The organism is Streptomyces sp. NPDC091416, assembly GCF_044756845.1.
GTDB lineage: Bacteria > Actinomycetota > Actinomycetes > Streptomycetales > Streptomycetaceae > Streptomyces.
The window spans coordinates 310,042-326,486 of record NZ_JBIVTU010000009.1; the positions used below are offsets into that span (position 1 = coordinate 310,042).

General features: G+C 71.8%; 15 protein-coding genes. 11 read left to right on the forward strand and 4 right to left on the reverse strand.

The genetic code is table 11. The features are described from left to right. Positions 1–7: 7 nt before the first annotated feature. Entirely contained in the window at positions 8–532 is a 525-nt protein-coding gene (locus ACIQMX_RS26885; RefSeq protein WP_363072293.1) for an HAD domain-containing protein, read from the reverse strand. An 85-nt stretch (positions 533–617) separates the two neighbouring features. Between ACIQMX_RS26885 and ACIQMX_RS26890 the strand changes: the two genes are divergently transcribed. Next, the gene (locus ACIQMX_RS26890; protein ID WP_363072295.1) at positions 618–1,169 is read left to right on the forward strand and encodes a TetR/AcrR family transcriptional regulator; all 552 of its coding nucleotides are present in this window, start codon (positions 618–620) and stop codon (positions 1,167–1,169) included. Further along, a complete protein-coding gene (locus ACIQMX_RS26895) occupies positions 1,166–2,710 on the forward strand; it encodes an MFS transporter (RefSeq protein ID WP_363072297.1) in 1,545 nt (514 codons plus the stop codon). The genes ACIQMX_RS26890 and ACIQMX_RS26895 overlap by 4 nt, the downstream gene beginning before the upstream one ends. Positions 2,711–2,791: 81 nt before the next feature. On the opposite strand, the gene ACIQMX_RS26900 is transcribed toward ACIQMX_RS26895, so the two are convergent. After that, positions 2,792–3,463, reverse strand: coding sequence for a lysophospholipid acyltransferase family protein (locus ACIQMX_RS26900; RefSeq protein WP_356317306.1), 672 nt, complete (start codon positions 3,461–3,463; stop codon positions 2,792–2,794). Positions 3,464–3,697: 234 nt separating this feature from the next. Between ACIQMX_RS26900 and ACIQMX_RS26905 the strand changes: the two genes are divergently transcribed. From ACIQMX_RS26905 to ACIQMX_RS26915, 3 genes are all read left to right on the forward strand, one after another. Further along, positions 3,698–4,855, forward strand: a complete 1,158-nt coding sequence (locus ACIQMX_RS26905) for a glycerophosphodiester phosphodiesterase (RefSeq protein ID WP_402481807.1) — start codon at positions 3,698–3,700, stop codon at positions 4,853–4,855. A 106-nt stretch (positions 4,856–4,961) separates the two neighbouring features. Continuing rightward, positions 4,962–5,528, forward strand: a complete 567-nt coding sequence (locus ACIQMX_RS26910; RefSeq protein ID WP_363072300.1) for a sigma-70 family RNA polymerase sigma factor — start codon at positions 4,962–4,964, stop codon at positions 5,526–5,528. Between the two features lie 37 nt (positions 5,529–5,565). Next, positions 5,566–6,069 carry a GNAT family N-acetyltransferase gene (locus ACIQMX_RS26915; protein WP_402481934.1) on the forward strand — a complete coding sequence of 168 codons (504 nt, stop codon included), beginning with the start codon at positions 5,566–5,568 and terminating at the stop codon, positions 6,067–6,069. Here ACIQMX_RS26915 and ACIQMX_RS26920 read toward each other — a convergent pair whose 3' ends face one another. Together ACIQMX_RS26920 and ACIQMX_RS26925 are read right to left on the reverse strand one after the other, a co-directional pair. After that, positions 6,070–6,507, reverse strand: a complete 438-nt coding sequence (locus ACIQMX_RS26920) for a hypothetical protein (protein ID WP_402481810.1) — start codon at positions 6,505–6,507, stop codon at positions 6,070–6,072. A gap of 2 nt (positions 6,508–6,509) precedes the next feature. After that, complete coding sequence (locus ACIQMX_RS26925) at positions 6,510–6,869, reverse strand: hypothetical protein (RefSeq protein WP_402481813.1); 360 nt, start codon at positions 6,867–6,869, stop codon at positions 6,510–6,512. 725 nt (positions 6,870–7,594) lie between these two features. Here ACIQMX_RS26925 and ACIQMX_RS26930 point away from each other — a divergent pair. The 6 genes from ACIQMX_RS26930 (at position 7,595) to cobT (ending at position 16,289) form a co-directional block, all read left to right on the forward strand. Next, the gene (locus ACIQMX_RS26930) at positions 7,595–8,653 is read left to right on the forward strand and encodes a methionine ABC transporter ATP-binding protein (RefSeq protein ID WP_402481816.1); all 1,059 of its coding nucleotides are present in this window, start codon (positions 7,595–7,597) and stop codon (positions 8,651–8,653) included. Further along, entirely contained in the window at positions 8,650–9,318 is a 669-nt protein-coding gene (locus ACIQMX_RS26935) for a methionine ABC transporter permease (protein ID WP_363072308.1), read from the forward strand. Before ACIQMX_RS26930 ends, ACIQMX_RS26935 begins: the two co-directional genes overlap by 4 nt. Before the next feature lie 70 nt (positions 9,319–9,388). Beyond that, complete coding sequence (locus tag ACIQMX_RS26940) at positions 9,389–10,255, forward strand: MetQ/NlpA family ABC transporter substrate-binding protein (RefSeq protein ID WP_363072310.1); 867 nt, start codon at positions 9,389–9,391, stop codon at positions 10,253–10,255. A gap of 101 nt (positions 10,256–10,356) precedes the next feature. Next, the gene (locus ACIQMX_RS26945) at positions 10,357–11,034 is read left to right on the forward strand and encodes a GNAT family N-acetyltransferase (RefSeq protein ID WP_363072312.1); all 678 of its coding nucleotides are present in this window, start codon (positions 10,357–10,359) and stop codon (positions 11,032–11,034) included. Positions 11,035–11,165: 131 nt separating this feature from the next. Beyond that, complete coding sequence (gene cbiE / locus ACIQMX_RS26950) at positions 11,166–12,404, forward strand: precorrin-6y C5,15-methyltransferase (decarboxylating) subunit CbiE (protein WP_363072314.1); 1,239 nt, start codon at positions 11,166–11,168, stop codon at positions 12,402–12,404. A 333-nt stretch (positions 12,405–12,737) separates the two neighbouring features. Continuing rightward, positions 12,738–16,289: a nicotinate-nucleotide--dimethylbenzimidazole phosphoribosyltransferase gene (cobT, locus tag ACIQMX_RS26955; protein ID WP_402481821.1), complete on the forward strand. Its 3,552-nt coding sequence runs from the start codon at positions 12,738–12,740 to the stop codon at positions 16,287–16,289. The last annotated feature ends 156 nt before the right edge of the window (positions 16,290–16,445 follow it).

The window sequence follows — 16,445 nt, forward strand, 5'->3', positions numbered from 1 at the left end:
GGGGCGGTCAGCCGACCGTTCCCCGGCCGTCCGCCCACGCGGCCAGTGCGTCGAAGTCGGCCCGCGCCAGGCCGGCCCGCGGATCGATCCGCAGCAGCAGGCTCTCGCCGCCCGCCCCCTGCTCCGCGACCCACGCCCGGTCCCGGTCGGTGATCTCGTCGTCGACCCAGGCGAACGGCCGCCCGGCCGCGTACGCCACGACGTACTGCGTCTTCCAGTACGTCCCGGCCGGTGCGGCGCCGTGCATGTCCGGCCAGTCGATGTACGGCAGCGCGGGCAGCCCCAGCCGCGGCCCGATCCACTCGTTCGCCTCGTCCTTCCACGTGGTCGCCCAGACCAGGTCGTAGCGGGCGGCCAGCGCGAGCAGTTCGCCGCCGTGCTCCGGGTTGAGCAGAACGGGCAGGGCCGCGCCCTCGGTCCACCCTGTCGGCCGCATGAGATGCCGGGTGTATCCGTCCGGCCTGCGGCGGCGGGAGAGTGCTGCGTACGGATTGAGCGGACCGTCGATGTCGATCAGCAGCATCGGCTTCATGCCGACATGCTCCTCCGTGCACGGCACGCGGCGCGAGCCCCTTTTAAGTGAGACGTTGGTGTCTCGTATGGGTTAGTGTCGTCTCATGACTCTTGATCGTGAGCAGGTGCTGCGCAGCGCCGCGGCCCTGCTGACCCGCAAATCGACGGCCACCATGGACGAGGTGGCCAGAGCCGCCGGCATCGGCCGCGCCACCCTGCACCGGCACTTCGCCGGACGGGACGCCCTGGTCAGGGCGTTGGAGGAGCTGGGGATCCAGGAGTTCGAAGCCGCCCTCGACGCCGCGGTGCTGGACGAGGGCAGCTCGCAGGAGGCGCTGCGCAGGTTCGTCGCCGCGATCGAGCCCAGCGCGGGGCTCCTCTCCTTCCTCGTGACCGAGAATCAGCTCTTCGAGGGCGACGGGCAGAACGACGGCTGGGACCGGCTGGACGCCCGGGTCGCCGCGTTCTTCCGGCGCGGCCAGGAGCGCGGCGAGATCCGCATCGACCTGACCCCGGCCTGGCTGACCGAAGCGCTCTACGGGCTCATCAGCAGCGCCGCGTGGGCCGTCCAGGCGGGCCGGGTGGCCGGAGCGGACTTCGCCTACATGATCGTCGAGTTGCTGCTCGGCGGCGCACGCCGGAGCGTGGAGCAATGAGCAGCATGGAACAGCAACCCGAGCCCGAGCCCGAGCTGCACCGCCCCGGGCGGTGGATCGCGCTGTCCGTGCTCGTGCTCGCGGTGCTGCTGGTGGCCATCGACGCCACCGTGCTGGGCCTCGCGACCCCGTTCCTCAGCGAGGACCTCGAACCGACCGGCACCCAGCTGCTCTGGATCGGCGACGTCTACTCGTTCGTCATCGCCGGACTCCTGGTCTCGATGGGCAGCCTCGGTGACCGCATCGGCCGCAAGAAGCTGCTGCTGTGCGGTGCCACCGCCTTCGGCGCGGTCTCGGTGCTCAACGCGTACGCGCACACGCCCGAGATGATGATCCTGGCGCGGGCCCTGCTGGGCGTCGCGGGCGCCACCCTGATGCCGTCCACCCTCGCCCTGATCCGCAACCTCTTCCACGACCCGCGGGAGCGCAGCCTCGCCATCGGTATCTGGGGCGCGATGGCGTCGGCGGGAGCGGCCGTCGGCCCCGTCGTCGGCGGATTCCTGCTGGAGCACTTCTGGTGGGGCTCGGTCTTCCTGATCAACGTGCCGGTCATGGCGGTACTCGTCGTGGTCGGCATCAAGATGATCCCCGAGTCGAAGAACCCCGCACCCGGCCCCTGGGACCTGCTGAGCGTGGCGCTCTCCCTGGTCGGCATGATCGGGTTCGTCTACGCCATCAAGGAACTGGCCGCACACGGCGTGAGCTGGGAGGTCGTCCTCTCGGGGCTCGGCGGCCCGGCGTTGCTCATCTGGTTCGTCCGCCGGCAGTTCCGGCTCCCCGCCCCGCTGCTCGACATGCGGCTCTTCCACCACCGGGGATTCTCGGGCGCGGTGCTCGCCGACCTGCTGACCATCCTCGGCCTCTCCGGCCTGGTCTTCTTCCTCTCCCAGTTCCTGCAACTGGTCCAGGGGCGCGCACCGCTGGAGGCCGGACTCGCCGAACTCCCCGCCGCGGTCGGCGCGGTCACGGCGGGCCTGCTGGCCGGAACCGTCGCCCGCCGCTACTCCGTACGCGTCGTGGTGACCGGTGGCCTCGCCGGGATCGGCCTGTCACTGGCCGCGGTCTCCGCCGTCCACAAGGACACCGCCTACCCGTTGATCGGCGCGCTCCTGCTCGTCGTCGGGGTGGGCGCGGGCTTCGCCTTCACGGTCACCTCCGACGTGATCCTCTCCAGCGTCCCGAAGGAGCACGCCGGCTCCGCCTCCGCGGTCTCCGAAACGGCGTACGAGCTGGGAGCCGCCCTCGGCATCGCCCTGCTCGGCTCCATCGTCACCGGGGTGTACCAGGGCTTCAACGCCCCCGCCGGAACCCCGCCCGACATCGCGGCGGCCGCCCACGAGTCGCTGGGCGGCGCGGTCGAAGCCGCCGAGGCGCTGCCCGAACCCGAGGCGACGACCCTGGTCTCCGCCGCCCAGGACGCCTTCGTCGACGGGCTGGGGGCCGCCTCGGCCATCGGTGCGGCCGTCCTCATGGCGACAGCGGTCGCCGCCTGGTTCCTGCTGCGCGGCCAGGAACTGGAGGAAGGCATCGTCCACGACTGACGCGGGCATGCGAAAGGGCCCGTACCGCCGACCGGCGTACGGGCCCTTCCTGTCGTCTGTGCCGCGTCGCCGCGCTCCGGCTCAGGCGGCCTTCGCCTTCGTTGCGTACATGTCGACGTACTCCTGGCCGGACAGCCGCATCACCTCGGCCATCACGGAGTCCGTCACCGCCCGCAGCACGTAGCGGTCGCGGTCCATGCCCTCGTAGCGCGAGAACTCCATCGCCTCACCGAAGCGGACCGTGACCTTGCCGGGCCGCGGCAGACCGGAGCCGCCCGGCTGCAGCTTGTCCGTACCGATCATCGCGAAGGGCACCACCGGAGCCCCCGTCATCAGCGTCAGGCGTGCGATGCCCGTACGGCCCCGGTAGAGGCGGCCGTCGGGGGAGCGGGTGCCCTCCGGGTAGATCGCGAAGGCCTTGCCCTCCTCCAGGATCCGGCGGCCCGTCATCAGCGCCGCGACACCACCGCGGCCGCCGTCCCGGTCCACCGGGATCATGCCGACACCCGTGAAGAACCAGGCCATCAGCCGGCCCTTGAGCCCCTTGCCCGTGACGTACTCGTCCTTGCCGATGAAGAACACCGGACGGTCGCAGCAGATCGGCATGATCATCGAGTCGATGAACGTCAGGTGGTTGCCCGCCAGGATCACCGGCCCGGAGCCCGGAATGTTCTCGATGCCCTCCATCCGCGGACGGAACATCAGACGCAGGATCGGTCCGAGCACTGCCTTGATGAGTGCGAGACGGGACAACGGTTCCTCCGGTGTAGTGGCCGGGCCGGCCGTGGCGACGGATGGTGAGGGTCCATGCAGGTGAGGACGATACTCGCGGGTACTCGCTGATCGCACATCGGGTTCACTCAGTGGATACGCAGTGTTGACGTGTGTTTGCGCCATGTTCGCCCGGATGGCGCCGTCCGGACCGCACCGCTGCCTACGCTCGGTCCTCGCCCGACAGGTGCCGGACATCACATGCGAGGAGCATTCATGACAGAGCGTGCGCAGGCCAGTCCCGGACGACGGACCGTCATGGGCGCGGGGGCCGCCGTACTCGGCACCGCCGCCCTCGGAGTCACCGCAACGGCGCAGGCGGCCGGGAAGCCCGCGGAGAAGCACGGCGGCCACCGCCTCGACCTGCCGGTGCCCACCGTCATCGGGCACCGGGGCACCAGCGGATACCGACCCGAGCACACGCTCGGCTCCTACCAGCTGGCCCTCGACATGGGCGCGCACATCATCGAGCAGGACCTGGTGCCGACCAGGGACGGCCATCTCGTATGCCGCCACGAGAACGACATCACCGCCACGACCGACGTCGCCGCCCACCCCGAGTTCGCGAGCCGCCGGACGACCAAGAAGGTCGACGGCGTCTCCCTGACCGGCTGGTTCACCGAGGACTTCACCCTCGCCGAACTCAAGACGCTGCGGGCCAAGGAGCGCATCCCCGGCAACCGCCAGAAGAACACGCTGTACGACGGCCGCTGGGAGGTCCCCACCTTCGAGGAGGTCCTGCGCTGGGCCGACCGCGAGGGCCGCCGGCGCGGCAAGCCCGTCTGGCTGTACGTCGAGACCAAGCACCCCACCTACTTCCGCGGCCTGGGGCTCGGCCTGGAGGAGCCGCTCGCCAAGCTGCTGCGCCGCTACAACAGGCACCGTGCCCAGTCGCCGCTCATCCTCCAGTCCTTCGAACCCGGCAGCATCCAGCGGCTGTCGAAGCTCGTCGCCACTCCGCGCGTCGTCCTGCTCTCCGGCACCGGCTCCAGGCCCTGGGACTTCGTGGCCTCCGGCGACCCTCGCACCACCGACGATCTGGTGACGCCCGAGGGCCTGAAGTGGATGGCGTCGTTCGCGCAGGGCATCGGCCCCACCCTGGACCTGATCATCCCGAAGGACGGCTCGGGCCGGCTCACCACGCCCACCACCCTGGTGCGGGACGCGCACGCGCAGGGCCTGATCCTGCACCCGTACACGATGCGCAACGAGAACACCTTCCTGCCCGCCGACTTCCGCAAGGGCACGGACCCCAACGCCTACGGGGACGCCTTCGGCGCCTTCGCCGCGTACTTCGCCACGGGAATCGACGGGATCTTCTCCGACAACCCGGACACGGCGCTGCTCGCGGCGGCGGACTTCTCCGGCCGGTAGCGGCACCCGGATCGCCGGTCGTCAGCACCCGGCCGGGGCGTGCCCCGGTCGGGTGGTCCCGGCAGGTTCGGCGACCGGTGGACGGTATTGCGGATCGGGTGGGGGCATGACGCTTCTCGATCTTCCTCACGCCGTGCCCGCCCGGAGCGCCGCGACCCTCGTCCGCGCCTTGTATCCCCTGGTCAGAGCCGAGGCGCGAGCGGAAGCAGCGGCCTTTGCCACCGGCGCGGCCGTCGACCCCGCCGACCTCGAACAGGCCGTCTGGCTGCGGCTGCTGGAACGGCCGGCCGGTCAGGGACCGCCTCCGGACACCGCCCGCTGGGTGCGGGACACCGTCAGGGCGGAGGCCCGCCGGGCCCGCCGCACCGCCCGGCGCGAGCGCCCGTACCGTGACGAGAGGGCCGCCGACCTCTCCGGCTGCCCGGAGCGCGCCGCCCTCGGAGCCGATCAACGCCGGATGCTGCACGCCGCGGTGGACCGGCTCCCCGGCCCCTGCGCCCGCTTACTGCACGCGCTCCTGGCCCCGGAAGATCCCACCTACCGCGAAATCGCAGGGGAGTTGGGTATGTCACAGGGGAGTTTGGGTCCGATCCGTTCCCGATGCCTTGGATGTCTGCGCAGAATGCTGGCGGCGGAGGTTGTAGCTCCTGAACTGCGGGGAAAGGAGCGGTAGACAACCGGCGGATCAGGTGAGCGAGAGGCATGCGCAGATGGGCATGAGCGTGATCGTCTCGGCGGCGAAGGCACAGGACGCCGAACAGATCTTGAAACTCCAGTACCTCTGTTTTCAGAGCGAGGCGGAGTTGTACGGGAACTACCGGATCGACCCGCTCGTCGAGACCCTCGACGCGATGCGCGCCGAGATCGCCACGAACCTGGTGTTCGTGGCACGGCTCGGCGACGAAGTCGTCGGTTCGGTACGCGGGTCGATGGGGCAGGACGGTGCGGGAGAGATCGGGCGCCTCTGCGTCCACCCCCGGCTCCAGGGACACGGCCTCGGCGCCCGCCTGCTGGGAGCGGTGGAGGCCGGACTCACCGACCAGCGGTCGGCCACCCGTTACTGCCTGCACACCGGACACCGCAGCGAGGGCAATCTGCGGCTCTACCGGCGGGCCGGCTACGCCCCCGTCGGCGACGCCACCGGCCAGGACGGCGTCCGCATGATCCTCCTGGAGAAGGAGGCCTCGGCGCCCGCGTATGTGACGAGCGCTTAGTCACTCGCTCCGGGCGCGGCGCAGCCACATCATCCCGGTGACCGGAAGGATCACCGGGATGAAGAGGTAGTCCCGGCCGAAGTACGACCAGACCGTGGCGTCCGAGAACGCGGACGGCTCGACCAGCGTCCACGTACCCACGATCAGCACTCCGGCGAGCTCGGCGGCGCAGCACACCAGCGCCGTCCGCCGCGCCCTCTCGCCCCCGCGCACCAGCGAGTAGGTGATGAAGCCGTAGACCGCCGCGGCGGCGGCCGACAGTACGTAGGACAGCGGGGCCTTCCCGAAGTCCAGGATCATCTGGACGATCGCCCGGGACGCCGCGGCCACGGTGAACACGCCGTAGAACCAGACCAGTACCCGCCCGGGGCCGGTGCCCAGGTCGAAGGGCTGCTTCTCGCCGGAGGCCGCTGCGGGGGTGCGATCGGTGTCGGTCACGGTCAGTTTCCCCAGATGTCGTAGAGCCGTACTTCGAGAACGGCCAGCACGACCGCGCCCGCCGCCACCGTCACCGAACCCCACCGGGTCCGCTCGCTCAGCGACAGGAAGCCCGCCGCCGGTACGGTGAGGAACGCCCCGATCAGATACGCGATGAAGATGGTCATGCCCTGCTCCGGCCGCTCGCCGCGGGCCAGCTGCACGATCCCCACCACCAGCTGGGACAGCGCCAGCAGGGTGACCACGGCCATCCCGATGAAGTGCCAGTCCTTGGTCGGCTGGTCCCGGTAGGCGGCGAATCCGCACCAGGCGGCGAGGGCGAGGGCGGTCACGCCGACCGCGATCGTCAGGGCGTCAAGCATGAGCCGAGGGTATTACGGGACGCGAGGGCCGTTGCGTGCGCCCCCGGGCCCGCACGCCCCCGCCGCCCGGCGCGGAGAGGTGCCACCGGTCCTCGCGCGGAGGTGCTCCCGGTCCTCGCGCGGAGCCGTACCGGTCCTCGCGCGGAGGTGCTCCCGGTCCTCGCGCGGAGCCGTACCGGTCCTCGCGCAGGTACGGACGGCCGGGGAGGAAGTCGTGGCCTTGGCCACACATGTGCGTGGCCCCGGCCCCTGAAGGACGGCCCCGGGCCAGGCCGCACCCTTGCGTCCGTGCAGGTCACAGCCTTGAGGCCGGGACGCGCCCCGGCCCGCCGGGCGGTGGCGGCGCACCATCCACGGCTGTCCGCTATCCGGACGCCCGGTTCGGTGGGAACCGCACGTCTGTTTTACTTGGCCCATGACCACGACGAGCAGCCGCATCCTTGCGACCGAGGCGATCACGACGCCCGGTGCTCGTTGTATGTGTCGAATGCGCGCCTTCTGAGGGCCCACGACCGAGCCTCGCGCCCCGAAGCGAGACCGAGCCGGAGCCGTCCGCACCCAGCGGAACGCGCCCTTCCAGCACGTTGCCCCGCGGCCACCGCCGCGCCCGGCCGTGCCGGGACCCCGCTCGCCACGTCCGATCGAAACGTCCGGACAGCCTCATCGGACGACTTCCCCGTGCCCGGCGGACACCGCGCCGCGCACTCGACAGTGACGGAAACCCTGTGATCACCACTACGGGCCTCACGAAGGTCTACCAGTCGCGCGGCCGTGAGGTCACCGCTCTGGACGGCGTCGACCTGCACGTCCGCGAGGGCGAGGTGTACGGCGTCATCGGGCAGAGCGGCGCCGGCAAGTCCTCCCTCATCCGCTGCGTCAACCTGCTGGAGCGGCCCACCTCCGGCACCGTGACCGTCGCCGGCCAGGACCTCACCGCGCTCGCCGGCCGCGGCCGCCGGGCCGGCAAGGAACTGCGCGAGGCGCGCAGCCGCATCGGCATGGTCTTCCAGCACTTCAACCTGCTGGCCTCCCGCACCGTCCAGGGCAATGTGGAACTCCCGCTGGAGATCCTCGGAATCACCGGCCGCGAACGGTCCCGCAAGGCGGTCGAACTCCTCGGCCTGGTCGGCCTCGCCGACAAGGCCAAGGCCTACCCGGGCCAGCTCTCCGGCGGCCAGAAGCAGCGTGTCGGCATCGCCCGCGCACTCGCGGGCGACCCCAAGGTGCTGCTCTCCGACGAGGCGACCTCGGCGCTGGACCCCGAGACGACCCGCTCCATCCTCCAGCTGCTGCGCGACCTCAACCAGCAGCTCGGCCTCACCGTCCTGCTCATCACGCACGAGATGGACGTCGTCAAGACGATCTGCGACTCCGCCGCGCTGATGCAGAAGGGACGGATCGTCGAGTCCGGCACCGTCGGCGACCTCCTCGCCACTCCGGGCTCCGCCCTCGCCCACGAGCTGTTCCCGGTCGGCGGCAGCGCCTCCGGCCCGGACCGCACGGTCGTCGACGTCACCTTCCACGGTGACGCGGCAGGCCGGCCGGTGATCTCGCAGCTCTCCCGTACGTACAACATCGACATCTCGATCCTGGGCGCCGCCATGGACACCGTCGGCGGCAGGCAGATCGGCCGGATGCGCATCGAGCTGCCCGGCCGGTTCGAGGACAACGTCGTCCCGATCGGCTTCCTGCGCGAGCAGGGGCTGCAGGCCGAGCTCGTCGACGGCACCGCGGCCGAATCCGTCACCATCCCCGCACCGCTCACCAAGGAGGTGGCGAAGTGACCTGGTCCGAAATGCAGCCGCTGCTGACGCAGGGCACCGTCGACACCCTCTACATGGTCCTGTGGTCCGCCGTCGTCACCGTCCTGGCCGGACTGCCGCTCGGTGTCCTGCTCGTCCTCACCGACAAGGGCGGACTGCTGCAGAACACCCCGGTGAACAAGGTCATCGGCGTGATCGTGAACATCGGCCGCTCGCTGCCGTTCATCATCCTGCTGATCGCCCTGATCCCCTTCACCACCTGGGTCGTCGGTACCTTCATCGGCCCGACCGCGATGATCGTGCCGCTCGCCGTCGGCGCCATCCCGTTCTTCGCGCGCCTCGTCGAGACGGCGGTCCGCGAGGTCGACCACGGGCTCGTCGAAGCGGTCCAGTCCATGGGCGGCTCCATCCCGACGATCGTCCGCAAGGTCCTCCTCCCGCAAGCCCTGCCGTCCCTCGTCTCCGGCGTCACCACCACCGTGATCGTGCTCATCGGCTACTCGGCGATGGCCGGAGCGGTCGGCGGCGAAGGTCTCGGCTCCAAGGCCGTCACCTACGGATTCCAGCGCTTCGACAACCGGTTCATGCTCATCACCGTCGTGCTCCTGGTCGTCATCGTGACCGTGATCCAGCTGATCGGCGACGGAGCCGTACGCCTGCTGGCCCGCCGCGGCCGCACCACCTGAACTTCCTTTCTCCGAGCCCGCACTCCTTGTCCGGGCGTACCACCATCACCACCTGAAAGAGGCACTCTTCGTGCGTAGGAACATCAAGATCACCGCAGCTGCCGCCGCCACCGCCGCCCTCGCCTTCGGCCTCACCGCCTGCGGTACGGACTCCGACCCGGCGTCCAAGTCCGGGACCGGCGCGGCTGCCGACACCTCCAAGGCCCTGGTCGTCGCCGCGTCCCCGACGCCGCACGCCGACATCCTGGGCTTCGTCAAGAAGAACCTGGCAGAGAAGGCGGGCCTCAAGCTGGAGGTCAAGGAGTTCACGGACTACGTCCTGCCGAACACCGCCACCGAGACCGGCCAGGTCGACGCCAACTTCTTCCAGCACCAGCCCTACCTGGACGACTTCAACAAGAAGAACGACACCCACCTGGTCTCCGTCGGCACCGTGCACCTGGAGCCCCTCGGCCTCTACTCCAAGAAGGTCAAGGACCTCGGCGACATCAAGTCCGGCCAGACCATCGCCGTACCCAACGACACCACCAACGAGGGCCGCGCGCTCCAGCTCCTCGCCGAGAACGGCCTGATCACCCTCAAGGACGGCGTCGGCACCAGCGCCAAGCTGAGCGACATCACCGACAAGAAGGGCCTGAAGTTCAAGGAGCTGGAGGCCGCAACCGTCCCCCGCGCCCTGAACGACGTGGACGCCGCCGTCATCAACGGCAACTACGCCATCGAGGCCGACCTCAAGCCCGCCACGGACGCCCTGGTGCTGGAGAAGGCCGACGGCAACCCCTACGCCAACATCATCGCCGTGAAGAAGGGCAACGAGAAGGACGCCCGCGTCGAGAAGCTCGTGAAGCTCCTCCACTCCGACGAGGTCAAGAAGTTCATCGAGGACACCTACCAGGGCTCGGTCATCCCGGCCTTCGGGACCGCTGCCAAGTCCTGACCCCGGCACAGCACTTGCCCACAGAGCCCCGCACACCCCGCCCGGGTGTGCGGGGCTCCGCCGTGCCGACCCGGCCATGCACAAGGTCCGCCCGATGCTGCATGCTGTGCCTTTACACGGTCTTCGGCATGGAGCTGCGCATGACTTCCACCTTTCCGGACATCTCCATCAGCACGGACCGGTTGGTGCTGCGCCCGTTCGACATGGCGGACATTCCCGCGTACATCGAGATGATGAACGACGAACTCGTCGTCGCCTGGACCGAGGCCCCCCACCCCTACACCCAGGTCGACGCCGAACGCTGGGTCCGCAGGATCGCTCCTGCACAGCGCACCAAGGGAGACGGGATCGTTTTCGCCGTCACCGAGTTCCTCACCCAGCGCCTCGTCGGCTCGGTCCGGCTGCGCAACACCGACTGGCGTACCCGCGCCACCGAGGCCGCCTACATCACCGCCCCGTGGGCGCGCGGCGAGGGCTATGCCACCGAGTCGGTCCTGGCCCTGGCCCAGTGGCTCTTCCGCGACCAGGCCTTCGAGCGCATCGAACTGCGTACCGCCGCCGACAACACCGCCTCCCAGCAGGTCGCGCAGAAGCTCGGCTGCATCAGCGAGGGAGTCCTGCGCAACGCCCGCATAGCCCGCTCGCAGACCGAGGACGGAGGATGGACCGACATCAGGACCGATCTGATCGTCTGGGGCCTGCTCCCCGAAGACCTCGAAGGGGTCGCCGAAGAGCTCGCCGACGCGGGCGGCTACGGCACCTACAACGACTGGAACTGAGCGCCGCCCGGCACACGCTCCGGCATTTCCGGGCCACCCGGCGCCGCACCGGTCCGGACCGGGTAGCCTCACCCTGCCCCCACCCCGGGCAACCAGCCCCACCTGCGACGACTCCAGGAGACTGACGACAGATGGCCGACCGGGTCACAGTGATCGGCTGGGACGGCTCGCCACTGACCAGAGTGGCCACGGCCGCGCTCTCGGCCGCCACCCTCGTCGCCGGAGCCGCCCACCACCTCGCCCTGCCCGAAGTCCCGCACGGCGCCGAGCGGATCCGGCTCGGCTCCGTCGACCTCGCGGCCCGTCGCGTCGCCGGCCACCGCGGCAGCGCCGTGGTCCTCGCCGACGGAGATCCCGGATTCTTCGGCGTCGTCCGCACCCTGCGCGCCCCCGAGCACGGCCTCGAAGTGGAAGTGGTGCCCGCCGTCTCCTCCGTCGCCACCGCCTTCGCCCGCGCCGGGATGCCGTGGGAGGACGCTCAGACCGTCGTCGCCCACCCCCGCACCCTGCGCCGCGCGGTGAACGTGTGCCGCGCCCACCACAAGGTCGCCGTCCTCACCTCGCCCGGTGCGGGCCCCGCCGAACTGGCCCTGCTGCTCGAAGGCGTCCACCGCACCTTCGTCATCTGCGAGGAGCTCGGCACCGATCGCGAGCAGGTCACCGTCGTCACCTCGGACGCCGCCGCCGACCACGTCTGGCGCGACCCCAACGTCGTCATCGTCATCGGAGGAGGCCCCGAGCAGCGGGCCGAAGGAGCCTGGATCGCAGGGCGCCACCCCGCCTACCCCCAGGGCGTACGCGGCTGGGCACTGCCCGCCGACGCCTACCGCGGCGCCGCCGCGGACACCCACGGCCGGAGCGGCGAGGGCGAGGCACCCGGACTCCGCGCGGCCCAACTCGCCCACCTTGGACCCCGGACCGGCGACCTGCTCTGGGACATCGGCTCCGGCAGCGGGGCCCTGGCCGTGGAGGCGGCCCGCTTCGGCGCCGCCGTCCTGGCCGTCGACAGCGACCCCGACGCCTGCGCCCGCACGACCGCGGCGGCCCGGGCCTTCGGAGTCCAGCTCCAGGTCGTCCAGGGACGGGCTCCGCATGTCCTGGAACGGCTGCCCGAGCCCGATGTCGTACGGATCGGGGGCGGCGGAGCCCCCGTCGTCACCGCCGTCGCCGACCGCCGGCCCGAGCGGATCGTGACGCACGCGTCGACCCGGGACGAGGCCGAGATCCTGGGCGCGGCCCTCACCGAGAACGGCTACACGGTCGCCTGCTCGCTCCTCCAGTCCGTCGAACTGGACACGGCCGCATGGGCGGAGCGCGAACGCACGGTCGTCTTTCTGCTGTCCGCACTGCGTTCGGACCTTGCCCCCTGACCCGGTCGGCACACGGCGCGAGGTAGGCTGGCCGATTGTTGCACCGCGCCCGGACGTTCGTCGCTTCGTTCGTCAATGTCCGGAAAAGGGGACCGTTTTGGCCCCCGTTGTGGTACGGCAGAACCGGGGGATGCGCAACGTGGCGCAGTCCACAGCGAGCCGTGGCGAAATGAACTGCCGCGGCGGCGAACGGCCGCGAGAATGCAGTATGTCCGCGACCGACTCGTGCCGCGCGGCGCGCCCGCTCGTTCCATGGGACGAGCACCGGCGTGCCGTGTCGGGGCGTCCCGGGCGAAGGGCCGAAGGAGCACTGACGATGGGCGAGGGGTACGCATGAGTGACACCGGCCAGATCCCGGGCGAGGGACTGCCGGAGAACGCAGGCATGGTGGAGCAGCCGGGCGCCCCCGCCCCGGACGCCTACACCTTCCTCGACCCCTCCGAGCACACGCCCGAGGACGACGATCTCCTGCTGATGCCGAGCCCCCAGGGCGCTTGGAGCGAACCGCACACGGGACAGGCACCGCTGCCCGAGCAGGGCGGGTACCACGCCGCTCCGGCGCCCCAGCCGCAGGCCGTGCCCCAGGGCGACGCCGGCGCACAGGGCCCGGTCCAGTTCCAGGAGCAGGCCCAGGCCCCGGCGTACGCCATGCAGCAGGCCGCCGCGGCGCTCCAGGGCACTCATGAGACCGGCGGCCGGGACTCCGGTCATGTCGACCTCAGCGGCGTGCGCATCCCGTCGCCGGTCCCGGCAGCGGCCCAGGTCCAGGCCCAGGTTCCGGTGGCCCAGGCGCCGGTGCGCCGCCCGCTCCACCGCGGTCCGGCCTCCCCGGATTCAGGCCCCTCCTACGGCGGTACGTCCGGCGGCGGCGTGGTCCGTTCGCTGGCCGACCGCGGTCCGGCGGGTGCGCCGCAGCCGCAGGTCCAGCCGCAGATGCAGGCAGCCGTGCAGACACCGGCACGACATGCCGGTCCGGCGACCGCCGAACCCGAGTACTTCGAGCTGCCCGCCGACGAGGTGGCCGCGCTCCCCGGTCCGCAGCTCGGCGAGATCCCGCCGCAGGGTACGGGCCAGTGGACGGCCCAGCCGCAGCAGCAGCCCGCCCCGCCGATCGCGGCGGAGGCGGAACCGGCAGCCCCTGATGCGCAGGCAGCCCCTGAGGCGCAGGCAACTGCTGCGGTGCAGGCGACCGCTGAGGCGCCGGCAGCCCTTGAGGTGCCGGCAGCAGAAACGGTCGTCCCGGACGCTGCTGTTCCGGCCACCGCTGTTCTGGACGCCGCTCCTCCGGAGGCAGTCGTTCCGGAGCCGGCCGCCGAAGAGCCCGTGGCCGAACCCGTGGCCGAGACGCACGCGGAGGCAGCCACGGACGCTCCCGCGCAGCCCGCTGTCCCGCTGCCCGCAGCCGCAGCGGCCGAGGCGCCCGAGGAGGCCGCACGGCCCGGGACGCCGGCAGACAGCGCACCCGCGCACGCGGCACCGGTAGCCGTACCGGTCGAGGCCGTCGCACCCGCAGAGCCCGTGGCCCCGGTCGAGATGCAGGCCGCACCCGCTGAGCAGCAGGACGCCGAGGCCGTAGCCGTAACCGTCGACGCGCCGCCGGCCCAGGCCGTGCCCGTCGGGACCGCACCCGCCGCGGACGCCGCGGCGGAAGACATTCCGGCCGAGGCCCCGGAAGCCGTGCGGCCGCCCGTGGAGCCGGTTCCCGACGGATCGGCCCTGGGCCGGTTCGCGCCCGTGGCGCACACGGCTCCCGTGGCCGAGCAGCCGGCGGAGGCGGCTCCCCGGGCGGTGGCGGAGTCCGCCGTCGTCGTGGAGTCCGGACCGGCCGGGACTGCGGAGGCGGCTGCGGTCGTCGAGGCCGTCGCGCCGGACCCTGCCGTCGAGCCGGCCCCCGGGCCCGAGACGGGCCCCGAAATCATCGAGACCCCGGACCTGACGGCCGGCCGGCAGGAGCCCGTACGAGCCGTCACCGAGCCGGAGCACGTCAGCCCGCGGGCCACCGAGCCGGAACCGGCGACGCGGGCCACCGAGCCGGTGCCCGAGCCCGAGCCGGCGACCCCGGCCGCTGAGCCCGCGGTGACCGCCGAGGAGCCCGAGGCCCCGCAGGACACGGACGCTCCGGCCCCCGAGGCCGAAGAGGCGCCCCCGGTCGCGCCCCCCGCCCCCGGCTACGACGACGCCGAGCGCGAGGCCGTGCTGCGCGTCATGCGTGAGCGCCGCGACATCCGCAACGGTTTCCGCAGCGACCCGATCCCGCACGAGGTGCTGCTGCGGGTCCTGGAGGCCGCCCACACGGCGCCCAGCGTCGGGCACTCCCAGCCCTGGGACTTCGTCGTCATCCGTTCCGCGGAGACCCGCCGTTCCATGCACGAACTGGCGCAGCGCCAGCGTGAGGCGTACGCGAAGTCGCTTCCCAAGGCACGGGCGAAGCAGTTCAAGGAACTGAAGATCGAGGCGATCGTCGACACCCCGGTCAACATCGTCGTCACGGCGGACCCCACGCGCGGCGGCCGCCACACGCTCGGCCGGCACACCCAGCCGCAGATGGCCCCGTACTCCTCGGCGCTCGCCGTCGAGAACCTGTGGCTCGCCGCCCGGGCCGAAGGCCTCGGCGTCGGCTGGGTCAGCTTCTTCGACGAGCGCGAGATGGTCCGTGCCCTGGGCCTGCCCGAGCACCTGGAAGTCGTGGCGTACCTCTGTGTCGGTTACGTCGACGAGTTCCCGGAGGAGCCCGAACTGATGCAGGCGGGCTGGTCCAAGCGCCGCCCGCTGTCCTGGGTCGTCCACGAGGAGACGTACGGCCGCCGCGCCCTGCCCGGCGAGGAGCCGCACGACCTGCTCCAGGAGACGATCTCCAGCATCCGGCCGCTGGACGCCAAGGCGCTCGGCGAGGCCTGGGAGCGCCAGAAGCGGATGACCAAGCCGGCCGGTGCGCTCGGCATGCTGGAGATCATCTCGGCGCAGCTGTCCGGGCTCTCCCGGATGTGCCCGCCGCCGATCCCGGAGCCCGCGGCCGTCGCGATCTTCGCGGGCGACCACGGAGTGCACGCCCAGGGCGTCACGGCCTGGCCGCAGGAGGTCACCGGCCAGATGGTCGCCAACTTCCTCGGCGGCGGCGCGGTCTGCAACGCCTTCGCGGGCCAGGTCGGTGCCGAGGTGTGCGTCGTCGACGTCGGTGTGGCCACGGAGCTGCCCGCGCAGCCCGGTCTGCTGCCCCGCAAGGTGCGTGCCGGGACCGCGGACTTCACGACCGGCCCCGCGCTCACCCGCGAGGAGGTCCTCGCCGCGATCGAGGTCGGCATCGAGACCGCCCGCGACCTGGTGGCCGCGGGCAACAAGGGCCTGCTCACCGGCGAGATGGGCATCGCCAACACCACGGCGTCGGCCGCCCTGATCTGTGTGTACACGGGGATGGACCCGGCCGAGGTCACCGGGCGTGGCACCGGTATCAACGACGAGATGCACGCCCGCAAGGTCGACGTGGTGCGCCGCGCCCTCGACCTGCACCAGCCGGACCCGGCCGACCCGGTCGGCGTGCTGGCGGCCGTGGGCGGCCTGGAGCACGCCGCGATGGCCGGGTTCCTGCTCGGTGGGGCGTCGCTCCGTACGCCGGTCATCCTCGACGGTGTGAGTGCGGGGGCCGCGGCCCTGGTCGCACGCGCCATCGCGCCGGAGGCGCTCGCCGCCTGCATCGCAGGCCACCGCAGTGCCGAGCCCGGCCATGTCGCCGCGCTCAACAAGCTGGGCCTGCGCCCGCTGGTCGACCTGGACCTCCGCCTCGGCGAGGGTACGGGCGCGCTGCTGGCCCTGCCGATCGTGCAGAGCGCGGCGCGCGCGATGCACGAAGTGGCCACGTTCGACTCGGCGGGCGTCACGGAGAAGTAGTCCGCGACCGCGGGGGCCCGGGGCGCCGCCCCGGGCCCCCGCAGTCGCAGGTCCAGTCCCACCGGCGTTCGAGGCGCAGGGTCCGGGGGCCGGAGCCCGGTTACGGGAAGGTACGGGCAGGGGGACAGCCCCGCCGCAGCCCTCACCCCCGTCACC